This window comes from Nocardia sp. CA-135953, from assembly GCF_050955735.1.
In the GTDB taxonomy this organism is placed as follows: Bacteria; Actinomycetota; Actinomycetes; order Mycobacteriales; family Mycobacteriaceae; genus Nocardia.
This window is the reverse complement of record NZ_CP192082.1, coordinates 7,254,764-7,274,363: the sequence shown is the minus strand read 5'-3', so window position 1 is coordinate 7,274,363 and position 19,600 is coordinate 7,254,764. Positions and strand designations below refer to the sequence as shown.

The 19,600-nt window shown below is 66.4% G+C and carries 11 protein-coding genes; 1 reads left to right on the top strand and 10 read right to left on the bottom strand.

Annotated features, from left to right (window positions below; all coding sequences use genetic code 11):
* Positions 1–155: 155 nt before the first annotated feature.
* The 7 genes from trxA to ACQPXH_RS32980 form a co-directional block, all read right to left on the bottom strand.
* Entirely contained in the window at positions 156–482 is a 327-nt protein-coding gene (gene trxA / locus ACQPXH_RS33010) for a thioredoxin (RefSeq protein ID WP_433600293.1), read from the bottom strand.
* A 32-nt stretch (positions 483–514) separates the two neighbouring features.
* Positions 515–1,534, bottom strand: coding sequence for a thioredoxin-disulfide reductase (gene trxB, locus ACQPXH_RS33005; protein WP_433600292.1), 1,020 nt, complete (start codon positions 1,532–1,534; stop codon positions 515–517).
* Positions 1,535–1,724: 190 nt separating this feature from the next.
* Positions 1,725–2,540 carry a hypothetical protein gene (locus tag ACQPXH_RS33000; RefSeq protein ID WP_433600291.1) on the bottom strand — a complete coding sequence of 272 codons (816 nt, stop codon included), beginning with the start codon at positions 2,538–2,540 and terminating at the stop codon, positions 1,725–1,727.
* 99 nt (positions 2,541–2,639) lie between these two features.
* Positions 2,640–3,272: an RNA polymerase sigma factor SigM gene (gene sigM / locus ACQPXH_RS32995; RefSeq protein WP_433600290.1), complete on the bottom strand. Its 633-nt coding sequence runs from the start codon at positions 3,270–3,272 to the stop codon at positions 2,640–2,642.
* Between the two features lie 368 nt (positions 3,273–3,640).
* Complete coding sequence (locus ACQPXH_RS32990; RefSeq protein WP_433600289.1) at positions 3,641–8,101, bottom strand: lipid II flippase MurJ; 4,461 nt, start codon at positions 8,099–8,101, stop codon at positions 3,641–3,643.
* Positions 8,102–8,285: 184 nt separating this feature from the next.
* Positions 8,286–10,967 carry a DUF6049 family protein gene (locus ACQPXH_RS32985; protein WP_433600288.1) on the bottom strand — a complete coding sequence of 894 codons (2,682 nt, stop codon included), beginning with the start codon at positions 10,965–10,967 and terminating at the stop codon, positions 8,286–8,288.
* The gene (locus tag ACQPXH_RS32980; protein ID WP_062981726.1) at positions 10,964–11,500 is read right to left on the bottom strand and encodes an NUDIX hydrolase; all 537 of its coding nucleotides are present in this window, start codon (positions 11,498–11,500) and stop codon (positions 10,964–10,966) included. Before ACQPXH_RS32980 ends, ACQPXH_RS32985 begins: the two co-directional genes overlap by 4 nt.
* A gap of 359 nt (positions 11,501–11,859) precedes the next feature.
* Here ACQPXH_RS32980 and ACQPXH_RS32975 point away from each other — a divergent pair, with 359 nt between their 5' ends.
* Complete coding sequence (locus ACQPXH_RS32975; RefSeq protein WP_433600287.1) at positions 11,860–13,290, top strand: CCA tRNA nucleotidyltransferase; 1,431 nt, start codon at positions 11,860–11,862, stop codon at positions 13,288–13,290.
* 16 nt (positions 13,291–13,306) lie between these two features.
* Here ACQPXH_RS32975 and ACQPXH_RS32970 read toward each other — a convergent pair whose 3' ends face one another.
* From ACQPXH_RS32970 to ACQPXH_RS32960, 3 genes are all read right to left on the bottom strand, one after another.
* Positions 13,307–14,122 (bottom strand): hypothetical protein, encoded by an 816-nt coding sequence (locus tag ACQPXH_RS32970; RefSeq protein WP_433600286.1) that lies wholly within the window; start codon positions 14,120–14,122, stop codon positions 13,307–13,309.
* A gap of 208 nt (positions 14,123–14,330) precedes the next feature.
* The gene (locus ACQPXH_RS32965) at positions 14,331–17,915 is read right to left on the bottom strand and encodes a hydantoinase B/oxoprolinase family protein (RefSeq protein WP_433600285.1); all 3,585 of its coding nucleotides are present in this window, start codon (positions 17,913–17,915) and stop codon (positions 14,331–14,333) included.
* Positions 17,916–18,000: 85 nt separating this feature from the next.
* The gene (locus ACQPXH_RS32960) at positions 18,001–19,596 is read right to left on the bottom strand and encodes a DUF4185 domain-containing protein (protein WP_433600284.1); all 1,596 of its coding nucleotides are present in this window, start codon (positions 19,594–19,596) and stop codon (positions 18,001–18,003) included.
* Positions 19,597–19,600: the final 4 nt, after the last annotated feature.

Genomic DNA, 19,600 nt, shown 5'->3' with positions numbered 1-19,600 from the left:
TCCGTCAACCCGGGTACCGACTCATGCGATGGCTCACACCCTCGCACGACCGGAGGTCGGTCGATTGTCTCAGACCCGGACCGGAATACGACAATTCCCGGCGTCCAGGCATCCTACGGCGCGTCGTCGATTGACGGCGTTCTTTGACGAATACGTCAGATGATGCCGTCGAGTTCACGCAGCAGGGCGGCTTTGCCCTTCGCTCCGACGATCTGCTTGACCGGCTTGCCACCGGAGAACAGCATCATAGTTGGCAGCGAGAGGATCTGATAATCGCGGGCGACGCCCGGATTGGCATCCACATCCACCTTGGCCACGGTCAGCTTGTCGGCGTGCGCGCCTGCGATCTCCTCCAGCACCGGGGCGACCATCTTGCACGGACCGCACCAGTCGGCCCAGAAGTCGACGAGTACCGGCTTCTCACTGAGCAGCACATCGTCGGCGAAGGACGCGTCGGTCACGGTGACCGTGTTTTCGGACATGGGTATCTCCTTGTAGTGCAAAAGTGATGAGATCAGTTGGCGGGCACGGCAACTGAGTTGCCCGCGTGATCCAGGGTGTTCGAGGTGATGTCACCGTGTTCGGCCAGCCAGCGCTCGGCATCGATCGCGGCGCGGCAGCCGGTGCCCGCGGCGGTGATGGCCTGGCGGTAGGTGTGATCTACCAGATCGCCCGCGGCGAAGACGCCGGGGACCTTGGTAGCGGTCGACGGATGCAGCACCTGCACGTAACCCTCGTCGTCCAACTCCACCTGATCCTTGACCAACTCGCTGCGCGGATCGTGTCCGATCGCCACGAACAGGCCGGTCGCGGCCAGTTCGGAGGTCTCGCCGGTACGGGTATCGCGCAGTGTCAGGCTGGTCACGCTGGTATCGCCGTTGACTGCGGCGACCTCGGCGTTGAGCAGGAACTTGATCTTCTCGTTGGCCTTGGCGCGCTCCAACATGATGCGTGAGGCGCGGAATTCCTCGCGGCGGTGCACGATGGTCACGGTGCTGGCGAACTTGGTGAGGAAGGTCGCCTCCTCCATCGCGGAGTCGCCACCGCCGACCACGACGATGTCCTGGCCTTTGAAGAAGAAGCCGTCGCAGGTGGCGCAGGCGCTGACACCCCGGCCGAGCAGCTTCTGCTCACCGGGCACGTTCAGATAGCGTGCGGCTGAGCCCATGGCGAGGATTACGGCGTAGGCCTGGTAGGTCTGATCGCCGACGGTGACCGTCTTGATCGGGCCGCTGTGCTCATCCACCCCGCCGGCTGCCGTCCCCGTGAGATCGATGGCGTCCACATCCTCGGTCCGGATATCGGCGCCGAACCGCTTGGCCTGTTCGCGCATCTCCTCCATCAGATCCGGGCCCATGATGCCGGCGCGGAAACCGGGGAAGTTTTCGACCTCGGTGGTGGTCATCAGTGCGCCGCCGAACTGGGTGCCCTCGAACAGCAGGGGCTGGAGTTCGGCGCGGGCTGCGTAGACGGCGGCGGTATAGCCGGCGGGTCCGGAGCCGACGATGATCAAGTCGCGAACTGCGTTGCTCATGCCTGCGCCTCGCTGGCGCTCGGCTCCGCCATGACCAACAGGTCGGCTGTGTTGATTGTTCGCTCGCTGCGCTCGCTCACGGGTGACCCTTCCGAGGGAGATTCGTTGGACGTGTCGGTCAACAACAGGGTAAACGGTGTTGTTCCCGACGTGATCTGGGACAACCACACGACGTGACGTCGCCCACTCGTCAACCGATGTCGGTGAGTGCCAACTGTTGCGGATCGTCGGCGCCGCAACCGATTCCGACGACCAGTGCGGTGATCTTGTGTGGACGCGGGCCGGTGAGCAGGATCAGCACGGCGTCCCTGCCCCCGAAGGTGGTGTCGGTCGAACCGAGGACGGTGCGGTCCAGGCCGTTGGCGTGGACGCAGCGGTTCAGGGCCGCTGGAGTGCCGAGTGCGCCGCTGACGTCATTGCGACCGAGGGCCCTCAATGCGACGGTGGCGTCGAGTTCGTCACCGAGTTGGACATTGCTGCTGGGCGTCGGTTGGGCGCTCGGGGCCACCTCGTGCCCGCGCAGTGCGTCGACCGCGACCGCCACGCATGCCACGACCGCGATCACGGCGGCCGCGGCGGCGAGCCAGCGGAGTCTGCGTGTGCCGCGTCGCGTCAGCGGGATTGCCGCCGCGTGCCCGGAATGCTTTGCGGCATCGGCGGATTCGGGCCACAGGGCGACCGGCGATTCCGGCCGTGTGGCCGAGGGCAGCCGATGGACAGTTGCGACCTGCTCGGTGGGCTCGTGGGCCAGATCGAGGCCCTCGACGAACTGCTCCAGTCGGGCCGCGATATCGGCGGGCATGGCGTGGATGACGTGCTCGTCCTGGCCGAGTGCGCGCAATTCGGCACTGACATCGTCGAGGGAGTTCAGGAACCGCAGGGCGTCCGGATCATTGCGGACCATCGGCCACAGCTGCTCGCTGAGCTCCGGAGCCACATTGTCGGCATGTAGGTCGGCGAGCAGTTCGGGTGAGAACGGAGGCTGCGGATCGGATCGGGTCGCCATCGCACCTCCGGATTCTCGAGTAGATGCCCGCCCACATGTCGCGGGCGGCGCTGCCAATACATCGTCTGGTTGTCCGTCATTGTTAATGACGCATCTCGACTACTTCCGGTTCCCCGGATCACGCAGAAATTCCAAACGTTCTTGGAGCCGCTGTCGGCCGCGCGCGCATCGGCTCTTGATGGTGCCCTCCGGAACGCCGAGCAGCGCCGCTGTTTCCGCGACACTACGCCCCTCCAGTTCCACCGCGACAAGCGCCGCCCGCTGCTCCTCCGGCAGCGTGAACAGCGCACGGTCGATGACGAGTGACATTTCCAGTTCGGCGATATCGTCGCGGGTGTCCTTGGGTTCCGGCATGGTGTCCGGCGACAGGGATACCGCGCGACGGGTCTTATTGCGCCGGATCCGGTCCAGGCAGGCGTTCACCACGATGGCGTGCAGCCAGCTGCGCACCTCGGCCTCGGCGCGGAAGGTGGCCGCGGTGCGGTGTGCCGAGAGCAGGGCATCCTGCAGCGAATCAGCCGCGTCCTCGCGGGTATACGAGGTGCGCAGGGCGGTCTGCCAGAGGTGGTCGTTATGGCGGCGCAGCAACTCGGCGAAGGCATGCCGCTGACCGCGCACATGGGCGTACAGCAGTTCGACATCGCTGAGCTCGTCGGGGACGAACGAACGCTCCCGGAACACAACAGGCCGCGACTTCCCCCCGTGGGAATCCTCGTTCAGTTCAGACGGCAAACCAACCCCTTGGACAGCTCTCACGGCGATGCGGACACGAACGACCACCATCGAAATTTCGCGGCATCCAGGATCGAACAACCAGAACCCGGGGAGCTCCCCCTGAGTGAGAGCGCGGCTAGATCATATCGTCAGTAAAGAATCGGCAGCAACCAGACCACTTGGAGCACAACGGATCCGAAACTGCGGGAAGGCGACAACTGATTTCGCGAGTACACGGGTAACTCGCCGGGGACGCCCGAAACCAAGCCAGGAAGACGCTGGATTTGAACGCAGCCGTCGCGGCACTTACTTGTACGGCCTGAAGATTCGGGGAGGCGGATGAGCACGGGGCGGACACGTGCGGTGAGAGGCAGAGCTGAGCGGGCTTACGGCGCGGCGTCGAAACGCAAGTCGGCGATCGAGGTCTGGAACTGGCCACCGGAATTGCCGAGTCCGGTGATCCATACGAGCACATAGCGGGCCGCCTGATCGCTGCGGACCGGGATTTCGGTAATGCCGTTCTCTAGTCGCGCCGAGCCGATCAGCTGGGTCTGGTCCAGCGTGGGCGAGGCCGTCGGGGAGGTGCGGATCTCGACCGAGGTGCCCGTACTCGGCGATTCGATCGAGACGCTCGTCAGCTTGGCCGGACTCGGCAGGGTGGCCAGCAGCCCGACGCCCTTCTTCAGCGCCGGGAACTGCTGGAAGTACTGATCGGTGCGCCAGACGGTGCCCGGATCGTGATCGAGCACCGCACCGGTACCGCTGACATTGTCCGGTGTGCCCTCCGGGGAGAACACCGACACACCCGTCACCGGAACCGGCACCCCGCCCGCGGCCGTCCCTGTCGTACCACCGGAGGTGGGCGCGGGCGCGGGTGAACTGTTCGTGGTGAGCCCGATATTGCGCTGCTCGTTGAGCGGTGCGTCCGAGGCGCTCGGCGCGAAGACACTGACCATCCACCAGATGATGATGCCGACCACGAGCGCGGCCAGAATGCCGAGCCCGACCATGATCCACATCATCCGCTGCGAGCGTTCGCGTTCCGCCGCAAGCAATTCCGGATCGGCGAGCGATTCCTCGGCACCACTCGACGGACGCTGACCGAGGCGCAGCACCGGGATGAAATCGGTCTTCTGATCGACCACCGAGGCCTGTTCGAGCACATGCTGCACGGTCGCAGCGGTGCGTACGCCCTTATTCGATTCCAGCGAACGGACCGCCACCGCCGAGATCTCGAACGGCACCTCGGGCCGGATCTGCCGTGGTTCGACGGGGGTGCCATCGGAACCGAAATCGGCCAGCCGCAGACCGCCTACCGTCGCTGCCGTGCCGGTCATGCCACCGGCGCGGATCGGCCAGCGAGCGGTGATCAGCGCGTAGAGCATGGCGCCGAGGCCGCGCACATCGGATTGCGCGTCGGAATCGGACAGCGTGCCCGGGAACGCGAGCACCGCGTCACCGGTGGCACTGATCCGGACCCGGTCCGGATGGTCGATGGACAGCGAGCCGCCGCCGCGATGGGCCAATTCGGCGGCCGAGGCCAAAGCCCGGATGGCACGCGCGGCACCGATCGGTGACGGCACCGTCTCGGCCATTTCGCGCAGCGAGCGACCCGGAGTCCATTCGGCCACCACGATGCCGCCGGAGCTGCCACGCACCACATCGAGTACGCGAGCCAGGCCCGGCGAGTTGATCCGGCCCAGGCGCAGCGTGCGCGACAGGATGGCCTGCGGACCGTCGTGACCGGAGTTGTCGGTCGCCTTCTGATCGGCATCGACGAAGGTGAGCGCGACCTCGCGGTCGAGCTTGATATCGAGCGCCTGCCAGAACTTGAGTCCGCGGGATCCACCGTGACTCGCGAGCAGCCGGTAGCGGCCGCCCGCTACGGAAGCGCCCGGAATCAACTTGGGGCCGCGCGGCGTTCTTCGACCCGTGTCGTCCATCGGCGGTAGCTGCGGCGGGATCGGGATCATCCCGGTGTCGTACATCGGATCGCGCTGCGGGGCCTCCCGCGGTTGCTCACCGGATCCGGGCGCCGAATCGTGCTCCGGCGGACCGCTATCGGCACCCTGATTCGCGTATGCGAGATCGGAGGCCTCCCCGGCGGGCGGAACATCTGTGGAGAGCCCGCCTGCCTTGGTCGCAGCAGATTCGGCGGCTGGGACGCCGCCCGGCACCGCGTCGTCGCTCACCCTCGTTCCTCCTTCGCCCTGATATGTCGAAGTTCCGGCGAACTCGCCACCTGTGCTTCTCTGCCGAACAGGGTACGGGAACTCACCCATACCGGTGCTGTCAACGGTATGAGCTCGGATCACGGGTAGCACCATGGTTTGGGCATCCATGTACGGGTCGAAACCAGGGTATGCCACATACGGCTCGGGCCGCCGGAATACCTGTGTCGCGTACTCGTCCTCGGCCGGACCCTCGAGATCGAGATCGGGTGCGGGCGGGGTGAAGCCGAGGCGCCGGGAGACGGCGACGGTGATCGCGACGATCTCCGGGATACCGGCCAGGCGCATCAGCCCGAAGGCGACCGCGAACATCACGATGGCCGATACGATCACCCGGATCAGCGAGCCGGGTCCGCCGGAGAGGCGGTCGAGTCCGAGCACCTTGTCGACGATGAGCATCACGGCGCCACCCGCGATCGAGGACAGCAGGACGCGGGTAACCGTGCGTCCGACATTGACCATGCGCAAATCGCCGAGGCTCTTATGCAACAGATAGCCGCCGATGACGGCACCGGCCAGGAAGCCCAGTCCGGTCGCGACACCCAGGATTTTCACGACCTGACCGCTGTCGCTCGCCAGCGCAGGCGCCAGCGCCGAGAACAGGATCTTGATCGTCGTGATGGCGAGGATGATCCAGGTCGGCGTCCATGCCTGCTCTCTCGCGTAGAAAACGCGCAGATGGATGAGCACCAGGGAGTACGGAATCAGCGTGAAGGCCGACCAGCTGACCGCCTCGCCCAGGCGCGCGGCGTCGCCGGTGAACCGCGCATAGCCGAACAGTGCCTCGCCGACCTGCGGGCCGGCCAGCGTCAGGAAGGTGACCACCGGAACGAGGGCGATCATCGTCAAGCGGGTCGCGACGGACAGATCGTCGACGACTGCGGGGGTGTCATCGGCGGCCGCGTTGCGGCTCAGCCGCGGCATGATCGCGGTGAGCAGCGTGACACCGAGCACGCCGTAGGGCAGTTGGAGCAGCAGCCAGGCATTGGTATAGATCGCCGGGCCTGCTTCGTCGGCCGTCGAGGCGATGTGGTTCGAGACGATCAGACCGATCTGGCTGATCACCACGTACAGGATGATGGCCGAACCCATCTTGCCGAACTGCTTGAGTCGCGCGTCGATACCCCACAGCGGCCGCAGATCGATCTGATTGCGCTTGATCGCGGGCAGCAGGCTCAGCGCCTGGGTGGCCACACCGAGGGTGATGCCGCCGCCGAGGACCAGCAGTTTCGGATCGCTCATCCGGACCGGATCAAGTGTGATCTCGCCCGGCGTGAGGGCATAGAGACCGAGCACGACCAGCACGACGAGGTTGTTCAGCACCGGCGCCCACGCCCCGGGTTTGAAGTTGTGCCGGGTATTGAGGATCGCCGTGAGCAGCGCCGACATGCCGTAGAACAGGATGGCGGGCACCAGTAGATAGGTCAGGGCCGTGGTCAGTTCGGTATTGACCTTGCCGTCCGAGGAGACGAAGACCCGGGTCGCCAGCAACGGCGTCGCCGCCGCGGCGAAGAGTGTGGCCGCGGCGAGCACCGCGAAGGCGGCGGTGACCAGCCTGCGGACGAATGCGACGCCCCCGTCGTCGTCCTCCTGTTCGGCGCGCACCAGCGTCGGCACCACCATCGCGGTCAAGACCGCGCCGAGGACGAGCTCGGTGATCATGTTCGGGATCAGGTTGGCCGAGGTGTAAGCACTGGCGACGGCCGGGCCGAGCGCGGTCAGCAACAACAGCTGTTTGCCGAAGCCGGTGACGCGGCTGATCAGGGTGGCGATCGCGATCGATCCGGAGTCGCGCAGCAGACGCGAACTCGCGTTCTGTTTGGTTTCGGTGGCGACCGGGCCCGATGCGGGCCGTTCCTGGGTCCGTGGTCTGGCCGCTTCCCGGGGAGCCGGACGTTGCGGCTGTTCTACCGGTTGCCGCCGTTCGACGGGTTGCTGGCGCTCGACCGGTCCCTGCTGTTGGATCGGTCGCTGCTGTTCGATCGGCGGCTGCCGCGTCGCCGGGGGCTGTGGCGGCGGTGTCTGATAGCTCGGTCGCGGCGCCTGGTAGCTCGGCGGCGGCGCGAAACGCTGGGGCGGAACCCGAGGCGGTGCCCCCGGCGGTCCAGGTACCGGTTGACCGGACGGCATCTGTTGACCGGGCGGCATCTGTTGACCGGGCGGCATCGGACGCGGCCGGGCCGGACCGGGCCGCTGTGGCGGCGCCGGGTATTGCCGCTGACCCGGATGGGCCTGCTGAGCCGGATGCGGCCGCGGTTCGGGATATTGCTGCGGTTCCGGATATTGCGGAGGACGGGGTACCGGCCGCTGCTGCGGCCGGGGTTGCCTGGGCAATGCGCCGGAGGGCGGTGCCATCGGTCCGGTCGGCGGTTGCGCGACACGGGGTGCCGGACGCGGCGGCGGCACCGGTCGCTGCGGCTGACTCAGCCGACTCACCTGCGGTAAGTGCGGCGAATCGCCGAAACGTTCGTCGGGAGTCATATCCGCGTCCTCCGGTGCTGCCGGTGGCTGCGCCAGTTGACGTTCCCACGGCGCCGAAGGTGCCCGGCGGGCCTGGAGTCCGTCGGGCCGATCAACAGGTGGTTGCCGATGAGCGGATAGATCATCGTCGCTCATCGTGCCTCCCTCGCCGTGTCATCCCCCGCCGCCGGGCCGATGACGCCCAGGGGGTTACGCGATTGTCCTCCACGATGCCATGAGTGGTGCGAGGTCGGGTACCGATCAGAGGCGACCGACTGCTTGCAGGTCGGTCGAATCAACACAGCGATGACAGCCGAGCACGAGCGAGGTGTCCTCGTCGTCATCCCGCCTCCTGCTGCTCCTGCTGCTGTAGGACGCGCCTGCGCGCCCGTCGGTACCTGTTCACCCGGCGTCGGGTGCCCGGATCGAAACCCTCGTCGGCCGGATCCGGCTGTCCGCGGAACCGGCGCAACAACCGGCGCCCGGCCAACAGGAACAGCAGTATTCCGGCACACGCCGTAATTATTGCCAAGGTCTGACCGTAAGCGTTCGAACGCACCGAGACCGAGGTGGGATTGCCGAGTGGGACACCGTCGGACGTGGTAAGGGAGATCGGAATGACCAGGTTACGGCTATCGGTGACCTCGGTCGGGATCTGGAACGACCGGCTACCGGTGGGCGGCAGCGTCTCCTCGCCCGGATCGGTGATCTTCGTCTCCGTCGGTGCCTCGATCCGGAACCGGACCCGGATGGCGACCGGCAGATCGTTGCGTGCGACCAATAGCAATGGGCTCTGTTCGGAGGCCAAGGTGTACACTCCGCCGGGCGGCAGCACGGTGACCGAACCGTAGAGCCGGTCCAGTGTGCGTGTCGTCTGGTCGAGTCGGCGCTGCGCATAGGTGTCCGGCTGTGCGGAATCGCCGGAGCGCCGGTCGGAGAGGGTCAGGACGCGCAGCAGACCGTCGCGCAACGGGGTCAGATATTGGTTCGGCGTCGGCTCGGTCTCGGGCACCTCGACGAGCGAACGCATGAGATCGGTGATCCGGCGACCCTGGTCGCGGACCGGGAGCACGAAGCGGTCCGGAACCGCGTCATGGGCGGCCTGCGGCAGATAGTCGGGTTCGTGAGGTTGTGCATCGGGCGATTCGGCGACCAGCTCGGCGAGCGTGCGCGGCGTCGCGAGGTTGTTGTGCAGCAGCAGGTCGACCTGCTTCAGGATCGCGGTGGCCTCTTCCCGGTTCGCGCTCCACTGCTGCGGCGGCACCAGCAGCAGTGAGTGCGGGCGGCTCGGGTCCGGGTTCAGCGCGGACCAGGTGATGGCGCCGAGCGCGTCCTGCAGGCGGGCCATCCTGGAGTCGTTGGTGACGTCGTAGCGGACGCGTGCGGGGGTGAACGACGGGGTGGGCGGGTTGGAGCCGACGGCGGCGAGGGCGGTCGCGGACCAGATATCGAAGGTCGCCGCGTGCAGTGCCGGATCAGCGGGCGGGGCCTGAGTGCCGGAGGGGGCCGCACTCGTCGTCGGGGCGGACGTGCTCGTCGCGGATGTGCTCGGTGTGGCGCTGGTCTGTGGTTCCGGTGCCGGTTCCGGCGTGACGGGTGCCGGGGAGATCTCGGCGAGCCGGACCATATCCGGCGTGCTCGTCTCCGGCAGCGGCTGACTCGAGGTGGTCAGGTTGGTGCTGCCCTGACTACCGGCGCCGCCGCGTCCGGTGGTGATCGGCTGCGAATCTGTCGAGGTACCGGCGGTGCCGAGCGGGACGGCGGCGTTATCGGCCAGCACCGCGGTCCCGAAACCGTGGCCGCGCAACAACATTCCCGCGCTCTCATCGATACTGCCGGAATCCGGCACGCTGACCCCGCGCACCGATTTGGTGGCGAGAATCGAATCGACGATATCGGCGGGGTCGTTCAACGCTCGCGTGGACAGTTCGGCATCGTTGACCGCGGCCAATGCCGTGATATCGACCTGTGCGAACGGCAGTGCGACCGTGCAGGTCGACGCGGCGACCGCGCGCAATCGGTCCAGCCAGGTCTGGGCCTGATCGGCGCCGGTACCTGCCCTGGTCGCACCGTCTGGATCGGATGGGCTGGCCAGTACGCGATAACCCTTGGTCATCACCTGTGCGGTGATCAGCAGATCGGGATCGATCGTGATGCAGACCGCCGAGTTCAGCGTGCGATCACGACTGGCCGGGTTGGTGCCGAGCACCGATTCCAAGGTGCCGAGCAATTGGTCCAGCCGCCCGCCCTTGCCCAGCGATGCGGCCAGTTCGTCGTCGGTGAGCTCGGCCTTTCCATTGAGCGGGCCGGTGACACCGGCGACCAGCCGAGGACGGTCGGCCAGCGGCCACAGCAGCGTCGTCGCCAAAGGGGTATCAGGCGCGGCGGGCACCGGCGAGCTGATATCGACTGCGGGCGGTACACCAAGCACCGGGAGCAGGAACCGTGCGTCGTCGAGGCGGGCCTGGGTGCCGTAGGCCGGTTCCCCGTTGACATTCAGCAGCAGCGGATAAACGCCGGGCTTGGTGATATCGAGCGCGGCCGTACCGCCGGAGCGCAACGCGATGCTGATCGTGAACTGTTTGCGCTGGCCGGGACTCAAACGGTCGGCGACATCTTCGAACGGACCGGTCACGTCGTAGTTGACCTGGTCCAAGCGCAGAGTCGAGCGCAGCGCGCTCGGTGCCGACACCGCAGCGGCGCGTTGGATGCGGACACTGATGTCCTCGACTACCCGATCGCCGATATTGGTGACGGTGCCCGCGACCGTCAGCGTCGGATCGCTGGTGGTGGTCACCGCGGACGGATTGACGGAATCCAGGGTCAGCTTCAGGAATTTCGGCGACGACGAACTATTCGGCGTCGTCGGCTGGGCGGCGGCGGGCTGGGCGAGCAGTACCGGGACCGCCGTCGCCGAGCCGAGAATGGTCAGGACCGCCGCGATGATCCGGAACAGGCCTACCCGTCGCCCGACCACCACCCCCCACGGAATCGCTGCGCGATGCCGGAAAGTCTGGGTCATCTCTTGCCGGTCTCCATCCGGTCGATCATCCGGTTCGCTACTTCGGCGAGGCGCCGCTCATCGGCATAGGCGAGCCGAGAATCCAATTCGCTCAACGGAACCCACGCCACCTGCGTGACCTCGACGTCGGCATCGGAGAGCTCACCACCGATGGAGCGCAGCAGATAATGATGCACGGTCTTGTGTACCCGGCGACCCTCGGTGACGAACCAGTAGTCGATGCTGCCGAGTTCGGCAACCACTATCCCATTGATTCCGGTCTCCTCGGCGACCTCCCGGATCGCGGTCTGCTCGGGCGTCTCCCCCTCTTCGATATGTCCCTTGGGCAGCGACCACAGCAGTCTGCCACGCCGGTCGGTCCGCCCGATCAGCGCCGCACTGCGTTTATCGCTCGGCCCGTCCAACCCGTCGACGACGAGTCCGCCCGCCGAGGTTTCTCGTACCGTGCGCATGCGCGGTTTCGCCGCGTTGGCGGCCGAACCGCGGCGCCGGGGCTGGCGGCGTCGACTGTTCGCGCGATCGGCCGGAGACACCACGCAATCCTACTGTGTCTATTTTTCAGCGCCTGCGGCGCTGAGTGTTCGCGGCCCCCTGGTGTCTCGCGTCCGAGCGGCCGAGACTCGCGCCTGCGGCGCATCGCTTCGGCCGCTCGGACGCGAGACGGGCCGCGAACGGTCGCTCGTAAGACTCGCTCCGTCGTGGCTGGGTAAGCCGCCGAAGTCGCGATTCGAGTATGCGTGGTGAGCGTGGGTTCTGGATGGTTGTGTTCGGCATCTCCAGCTCGCCTCATGCGCTAGGCCTTATATATCTGTGGGGGCTGCGCGGGAATATCGGTTGTGTGGGCTCGGTAAGCTGCTACTTCGTGGTTTCGCCCAAGTCCGAGGATGCAGCGTTGGATCGACGTACCCGATTACTGGCCGCGGCCGCGGTCACGCTGGGACGGTTGTCCGATGTGTTGACGCCGCTGGGCGAGTTGTTCGCGGCGCGGGGGTATGAGTTGTACCTGGTCGGGGGCAGTGTGCGCGATGCGGTGCTCGGGCGGTTGGGGACGGATCTGGATTTCACCACCGATGCCAGGCCCGAGCGGGTGCAGGAGTTGTTGCGCGGGTGGGCCGATCATCTGTGGGATACCGGCGGGTTGGCGTTCGGCACGGTGAGTGCGTCGAAGGCCGATCAGCAATTGGAGATCACCACCTTCCGCAGCGATACCTATGACCGGGTGTCGCGCAATCCCGAGGTCACCTTCGGTGATTCGCTCGAGGGTGATCTGGTGCGTCGTGATTTCACGGTCAATGCGATGGCGGTGAAGATCGGGGCCGACGGGTCGCTGGAGTTCGTCGATCCGCTCGGCGGGATGGACGCGCTGCTCGCCGGAGTGCTGGATACGCCTGCGGCGCCGGAGGATTCGTTCAACGACGATCCGCTGCGCATGCTGCGGGCGGCGCGTTTCGTCGCGCAGCTCGGCTTCGAACTGGAGCCGCGGGTGCGGGTCGCGATCGTCGCGATGGCGGGTGAGTTGGAGCGGATCACCGCGGAGCGGGTGCGCACCGAACTGGATAAACTCATCGCCTCCGCGCATCCGATCGATGGCATCAATGTCATGTGCGAGACGGGTCTGGCCCAGCTGGTGCTGCCCGAGGTGCCCGCGATGAAGCTGGAGATCGACGAGCACCACCAGCACAAGGATGTCTACTGGCATTCGCTGACCGTGTTGCAGCAGGCAATCGACCTGGAAGAGGGCGATCCGGATCTGGTGCTGCGCTGGGCCGCGCTGCTGCACGACATCGGCAAGCCCGATACCAAGCGCAATGAACCGGGCGGCGTCAGCTTCCATCACCATGAGGTGGTCGGCGCGAAGATGGTGCGCAAGCGGATGCGCGCGCTCAAGTACCCCAAGCAGTTCACCGAGGACGTGGCGCGACTGGTGTTCCTGCACTTGCGTTTTCACGGCTACGGCAAGGGACAGTGGACCGATTCGGCGGTGCGCCGCTACGTCACCGACGCCGATGACCTGCTTCCTCGGCTGCACAAACTGGTCCGCGCCGACTGCACCACCCGCAATAAGCGTCGCGCCGCCGCGTTGCGCGCAACCTATGACGAGCTGGAGACGCGGATCGCCGGACTGCAGGAGCAGGAGGATCTGGATCGGGTGCGTCCGGACCTGGACGGTAACGCGATCATGGAACTGCTCGGCATTCCCGCGGGTCCAGAGGTCGGCAAGGCGTGGCGCTTCCTGAAGGAGTTGCGCCTGGATCGCGGACCGCTCAGCCGGGACGAGGCAGGGGCCGCATTGCTGGAATGGTGGAAAGACCAGGTCGGATAGGGAATTCGCCGGTCGATCAGAAGATGATCAGCGTGGTACCCGCCACGATGGCCGAGCGGATCTGTGCCAGATCGAACGATCCGGTGATCCCCGGCAGCTCCACCCGGAACCGGACCAGATCGCCCTCGCGGGTGGCGTGCACGATGCGTGCGTCGTTCGGTAGTCGATCCAGCAGGATCGCCGGCGCGGTGATCAGCTTGCGCGGAATCCGGATGCCCAGCCAGTTCGCCCGGTGGATATCGACGGTCAGCAGGTTGTCGCGCACCTGCGCCTCCACCAGCGCGCTGATCCGGCGTTTGCGATGCTTCGCCCGGATCAATCCGCTCGCGTCGATGTCGAGTTTCCAATCGCGCTGCTGGGTATCGAGCCAACCGACGAGCGCCTCGGTGGTGACGGTTCCGTTCAGATCCAGCTGCTGCACGCGTGCCTTCGTCGGTACACCGGGCACCAGCCGGACGCCGTGCGCGATCACGGTGACCCGTTCGATCGGGTAGTCGTCGCAGCGCAGCCGGGACAGCACGGTCTTGGTCTGGAAATGCGCGCCGCGTCTGCGCACCTCGAGCACCTGCAGGGTGGCGTGCAGGTCGTGGCCGAGCAGGGTGGCGCTGACCTCCTGGCCGCCGAACCGGCTGAGAATGCCCTCGCTGAGCACGGTCATCAGCACGTCCGGCATGAGCGCGGTCACCGTACCCGCGCCGAAGTCGGCCAGTGGATCCACCCATGCGGTGGTGTAGGCGAGCCATTGCTCGAGCAATGATTGGTCGAAGAGGCGTTTACCCATGTCGACGGCCCGCATCGGTGACCATGACGTCGGATCGAAGTACGTGGCCATGATTGCTCCGAGCGTACTTGGCGCCGGCGCGCCCGACCACGTTCGCGGGTGTGACGAAGTGGGCAAATTGTGCGTATTCGGATAGGGGGTCTCGACTACGGTTTCCGTGCCGCCCGCGCCGTAGACAGCTGACCCCCCTCGACGTGACACACTCGAATGTGATCTGTCTCACTCGCGAGAGCATGCCAGGGCGCTGCGTCGAACATGATCAGTTCCCGTACCCGCCACCGCCTGGCGTCTCGATGACCAGCACATCTCCCGGGTCGAGATGCGCCGAATCCGCCCCGCTCAGGTCCTGCACCGTGCCATCGGCACGCTCGATCCGGTTTCGGCCGAGGGCACCGGGCGCGCCGCCCGCCATGCCGTACGGTGGCACCCGGCGATGGCTCGACAGCGTCGAGACGGTCACCGCTTCGGTGAATCGCAGCCGACGCACTGCACCGTCGCCACCGCGCCATCGACCGGTGCCTCCGCTCCCAGCGCGTACCGAGAACTCCTCGAGCAGTACCGGCAGCCGCCACTCCAGCACCTCCGGATCGGTGAGCCGGGAGTTGGTCATGTGGGTCTGGACCACGGGCGCGCCGTCGAAACCGTCGCCCGCACCGGATCCGGATCCGATCGTCTCGTAGTACTGGCTGCGTTCATTGCCGAAAGTGATGTTGTTCATCGTGCCCGACCCCTCGGCCTGCACACCGAGCGCCGCGTACAGTGCGCCGGTAATCGCCTGGGAGGTCTCGACATTGCCCGCGACAACCGCGGCGGGCGGTTCGGGCGCGAGCATAGAACCGGGCGGCATGATGATCCGCAGTGGTCGCAGACAGCCGTCGTTGAGCGGGATATCGTCGGCGACCAGCGTCCGGAATACGTACAGGACGGCCGCGTTCGCAACGGCATAGGGCGCGTTGAAGTTACCGTCGAGCTGCCCGGAGGTACCACTGAAATCGATGGTGGCGCTGCGGTTTTCCCGATCCACCGTGACCCGTACGCGAATGGTCGCACCCAGGTCGGTCGCATAGGAGTATTCGCCGTCGTCGAGTGCACCGATGACGCGCCGCACCGATTCCTCGGCATTGTCCTGCACATGTCGCATATACGCCTCGACGACATCGAGCCCGAAGTGCTCGATCATCTTCCGGACTTCTTCGACGCCCTTGGCGTTGGCGGCGATCTGGGCGCGCAGATCGGCGAGGTTGGTGGCCGGATTTCGGGACGGGTACGTCGCTTCGGTGAGCAAGCGCAGCGTCTCGTCCTCGCGGAATCGGCCGTCCTCGACGAGCAGCCAGTTGTCGAAGATGACCCCCTCCTCTTCGATGCGACGGCTGTTCGCCGGCATCGAACCGGGCGCGATACCACCGATCTCGGCGTGGTGGCCCCGCGAGGCGACATAGAAGAGGATCTGGGCACCGGTGGTGTCGAATACCGGCGTGATCACCGTGACGTCCGGCAGATGGGTGCCGCCGTGGTAGGGATCGTTGACGGCATAGGTGTCGCCGGGGCGCATGCCCCCGGCCCGCCTGCGCCGGATGACCTCCTTGACGCTGGTGCCCATCGATCCGAGATGGACCGGAATATGCGGCGCGTTGGCGACGAGATTGCCGTCGGGATCGAAGAGCGCGCACGAGAAGTCCAGGCGCTCTTTGATATTGACCGACTGTGCGGTCGACTCCAGCCGCGCGCCCATCTGCTCGGCGATGGACATGAACAAATTGTTGAACACCTCGAGCAGCACCGGATCCGCTTCGGTGCCCGCCTCCGGTGCGGCCACCGCCGCGACCCGCTCCATGATCAGATGTCCGAGGTCGTTCACCACGGCCTGCCAGCCGTCGTCGACGACCGTGGTGGAATTGGCCTCGGTAATGATCGCGGGCCCGCGCACTGCTTTCTTCGGCACCAATTCCGCACGCCGATAAAGGAATACCGCACGCCGAGCACCACCGGTGTGCAGTTGTACCGACTCCGGCTCGCTGGTGGCTACCCGCGGTTCGGCCAGGTCGGCGAGATCGGGTGATTCGGTGAGCCCGGTCGCCTCGACCGAGAGCGCCTCGATCACGATCGGGCGGTCCAGTACGAAGGAGTAGGTGCCGCGGTGGCGTTCGACGAAATCCGTTGCCATCTGCGCCGGTTCGGTGAGTTCGACGGTGAGCGTGGTGTCGGTACCGTCGTAGCGCAGCTGAGCGCGCCGCGCGATACGCACCCGGTGCACAGGTACATCCTCACCGAGTAGTTCGGCGCGAGCGGTGGCCTCCAGATCATCGGCGATCTCACCGACCCGGTCCATCGACTCCTCGTGCAGCGGCAACTCCACCGAACGCTCGCGCATGGCGGTGGTATCGGCGAGACCGATACCGAGGGCCGAGAGCACACCGGCCATCGGCGGCACCACAACGGTGCGAATGCCGAGGGAATCGGCCACCTTGCAGGCGAGTTGGCCGCCCGCGCCGCCGAAGGTGGTCAGCGCGTAGCGGGTCACATCGTGGCCCTTCTGTACCGAGATCCGCTTGATGGCGGCGGCGATATTGGCGACCGCGATTTCGAGATAGCCCTCGGCGACCTGCTCCGGTGTGCGATCGTCGCCGGTGCTCTCCGCGATTTCTGCGGCTAGTTCCGCGAATCGGTTGCGCACCAGCGCATCATCGAGCGGTTGGTTGCCGTCCGGCCCGAAAACCCTTGGAAAATGCTCGGATTGGATGCGGCCGAGCATCACATTGGCATCGGTGACCGTCAGCGGTCCGCCGCCGCGATAACCGGCCGGCCCGGGTGCCGCGCCCGCGGAATCGGGTCCGACGCGGTAGCGGCTGCCGTCGAAATGCAGGATCGAACCGCCACCCGCCGCCACGGTATGGATATCGAGCATCGGCGCGCGCAATCGGACACCGGCGATCCGGGTGATGAAAACCCGCTCGTACTCGCCCGCGAAATGCGATACGTCCGTGGAGGTTCCACCCATGTCGAAGCCGATGACGCGGTCGAATCCGGCGAGTTCGGACATCCGCACCATGCCGACGATGCCGCCCGCCGGACCGGACAGAATGGCGTCCTTACCGCGGAATTGTCCGGCTTCGGTGAGTCCGCCATTGGACTGCATGAACATCAGCCGCACACCGGTGAGCTGGTCGGCGACCTGCTGGACGTAGCGGCGCAGCACCGGTGAGAGGTAGGCGTCCACCACCGTGGTGTCCCCGCGCGGCACCAACTTCATCAGCGGGCTCACCTCGCTGGACAGCGAGATCTGCGGAAATCCGATCTCGCGGGCGACCCGGCCGATCGCCGTTTCGTGCTCGGGATACAGATGCGAATGCATGCAGACGACGGCGACGGCGCGGATACCGCTGTCGTACAACGGCTTCAGTTCGGCCGTCAGTGCCTCGAGATCCGGCGGAGTCAGCACCGTTCCGTCCGCCGTGACGCGCTCGTCCACCTCGATCACGTGCTCGTGCAACAACTCAGGCAGCACGATCTCGCGCGCGAAGATCTGCGGCCGATTCTGATAGGCGATGCGCAATGCATCGCGGAAGCCGCGGGTGATGACCAGCACGGTCCGTTCGCCCTTGCGCTCGAGCAGTGCGTTGGTCGCGACCGTTGTGCCCATCCGCACGGCGTCTATATCGGCGCTGCCGCCCGCGTCGGCGAGGATTTCGCGAATGCCCGCCACCGCGGAGTCGGCATAGCGCGCCGGATTCTCCGAGAGCAGCTTGTGCGTGACGAGCTTGCCGTCGGGTCGACGGGCCACCACGTCGGTAAATGTGCCGCCCCGATCGATCCAGAACTGCCAGCCCGGTGTCTCGCTCGTCACCGGAGCCGCCCGTGCGAAGTGCGTATGCGCTGGTCGATCACATGCGCACCATACCGAATCACCGTCGGCGCGGATCCGAGCGCGATCAGTGCGGCGGATCGAGCTTCGCGTGCATGAGATACACGTTGTAGGTGTCCCACGCCGAGATGGTGAAGTACAGATCCTCGCCCGTCGACCACGGATGGATGAAGCCGCCGTAGGCCTTCGGATAGTCGTCGGTCGAGACCAGCTGGACACCATCGGTCCAGACGCCCTGCGGGCTCGCGGCGGTGCGCATCACGATCGCAGCGCGCGCCGAATCCAAATAGACCATCTGCCACTGTCCGGTGTCCTTGTCGAAGCGCACCGACAGCTCGCTGGCCATACCGAGAACCAAAGGCGTGGCCTGGTTTTCGGCCGCTGGGGCCCAGGTTCCGCCCACCCAGTACTGGTAGGCAGATTTGTTCAGCACCTCGGTCTTCGGCACCCTGGCCAGGCCGATCATGCCGACCCGCCCGTTGGGCGTGCCGAACATATAGACGTAATCGCCCTGCGGCACCATGGCCGCCACTTGGAACCGGCCGAGTCCGAAGAAGTTGTCCCACCGGGCATGCTGATCCTTGACCCAGGTGCGGCCGTTGTCGTCGGAGTACGCGAGTCCGCCGTAATTGGTAGACCACAGGCCGGGGATGCGGCTCCAGTGGTTCACCGACATATAGCTCATGAACTGGCGCTGCCCGATCGCGAACCCGGAGGTCGGGATGGTGGTCGTCTCCCAGTTCTTGATCTTCCGGCTGGACAGCAGTTCGGTGGCGTGACAGCGGCTGTCCTGCACCATGGTGTCGATGTCGAGTCCGTCGGCGAGATCGTGGTCGGTGCTGTAGCCCAGCACATTGCTGCGCCAGTCGGGCCCGCCAACGCCGCCACTGGTCCAGCCGTCGCCGAAGGTGTCGCCGAAGGCCACGGCGACCTCGCCCGGTTTGGTCTCCCACATGATGCCGAGGTCGGTGCCGTCGACCTGCCAGCGCATATCGGTGCGGTTCGCCGAACCGTGCCCGGTCACCTGACCGACCAGATCCACCGATTCCACCAGCGGCGCGGCGATGGCGGCGGTCAGCGGTCCGGGTTCGGCCGGGTGCACGATCGGCGGCGGCGCGGGTTGCGGTTCGATTCCGTCGGGACCGGGTACCGGGATCGGAATGGGTTCGATCTCCGGACGGAACTCTATGCGCGGCAGGCGGATCGAGCCGGAACCCGAACTCGAACCGGAGCTCGAGCCGGGTCCGGAACCGGCGCTGGACCCGGTGTCGGGTGCGCCTTCCGGTTCCGGATCGGTGGCGGGATCCGATGGCTTCGGCGTGTCCCGGATATCCGGGCACGGATTGCGGCACGGGTCGGTCGGCAGCGGTTCCGGATCGATGCGGGTGTTGTCCGGCGGCGGATCAGGGACCGGAACCGGCGTGACCTCGGGAACCGGGAACGGGATATCGATCTGCGGAGGCAAAGGCGGCAGCGGCGGAGGCGGCGGTGCGTTCGGGTCCGGCGCCCGGTTCAACGGGTCGAATCCGATTTCGCCGCAACTGTTCACCGGCGGCGGGGCCCACGGATGCTGCGCGGCCTGCGCGACGGGCGTCGGTACGGTCAGCGCTCCGGCGAGCAGCACGCCGAGGAATGCGGGCGCACAGATCGGCCGAAATCCCATCCGT